This window comes from Streptomyces europaeiscabiei, assembly GCF_001550375.1.
GTDB lineage: Bacteria > Actinomycetota > Actinomycetes > Streptomycetales > Streptomycetaceae > Streptomyces > Streptomyces europaeiscabiei.
This window is the reverse complement of the sequence record NZ_LRTR01000668.1, coordinates 1-1,022: the sequence shown is the minus strand read 5'-3', so window position 1 is coordinate 1,022 and position 1,022 is coordinate 1. Positions and strand designations below refer to the sequence as shown.

The 1,022-nt window shown below is 75.7% G+C and carries 1 protein-coding gene; it reads left to right on the top strand.

Going from position 1 to position 1,022, the window contains the following annotated elements:
• The coding region (locus tag AWZ10_RS32600) for a serine hydrolase (RefSeq protein WP_159058429.1) at window positions 1-565 on the top strand (565 nt) is incomplete at its 5' end.
• Between the last annotated feature and the right edge of the window lie 457 nt (window positions 566-1,022).

Sequence of the window (1,022 nt, the reverse complement as noted above, 5' to 3'; positions counted from 1 at the left end):
GGCGGCGGCGGGCCGGGTCGGCCGCGCGGGCCGTCTGGAGTCGGCGCCCGAACCCACGGGCGGGCTGCGGGTGCGCGCCAAGCGTTCGGTCACCGAGGCCTACGACGACCCGGACTCCCTCACACGCCGCGCCTTCGCCGCGATCACCCCGTTCCCCGACCAGAACGACCCGGCGTACCGGGCCTCCGCCCTCCCCGCGACCAACGGCATAGCCACGGCGGACGGCCTGGCCCGCTTCTACGCGGCACTCGTCGGCGAGGTCGACGGTGTACGACTGTTCGGCCCGGCGACCCTGGAGGCCGCCCGCGCCGAGGAAGCCTCCGGCCCCGACCGCGTCCTCGTCGTCAACACCCGCTTCGGCCTCGGCTACATGCTCCACGGCACAGCCTCCCCGCTGCTCGGCGCCGGCTCCTTCGGCCACCCCGGCCGGGGCGGTCCCCTCGGCTTCGCCGACCCCGACACCGGCCTCGCCTTCGGCTACGTCACGAACGGCTACCGCAAGACCGTGACGGCGGACCCGAGGGCGCAGACACTGGTGAAGGCGGTGCGGGAGGCGCTCGGCTAGAGGGCGCCCGCGCCCTCCAGGGGTGCGGGGCCGTGTCGATGGGCGGCTCCGCCGCGTGGGCGTGATCAGCCACATGCCACGTACGACCCGCGGCCGCCGAACAACAGTCGCCCCGAGTGCGAGCCGCCGGGCGCCGACACTCACCGCGAAGCGCGGCCGTCACGGGTGAGCGGCCGGACCGGCCCAGGGCTCCCCCGCTGGTGTCCTGGCCCGATCCCGGAGTTCCGGACGGCCGCACTCCGCGGCGGCGATCACCAGGATGCGCGGAAATCCGGCCAATGTCGTTGGCTGACGGTCCACTGTCACTTGGCAACGCGTCCACTGTTCGACCACCGGCGCGGCAGCGAGCCGGAGACTGAGGCTCCGAGGCCGGGCAGGGGCGGATCTCGCCCACCGGCGCCGGCAGGGTGCCGCCGCGCCCACCCGGGCCGCCCCCAGCGGCACGACTGCCCGCAGC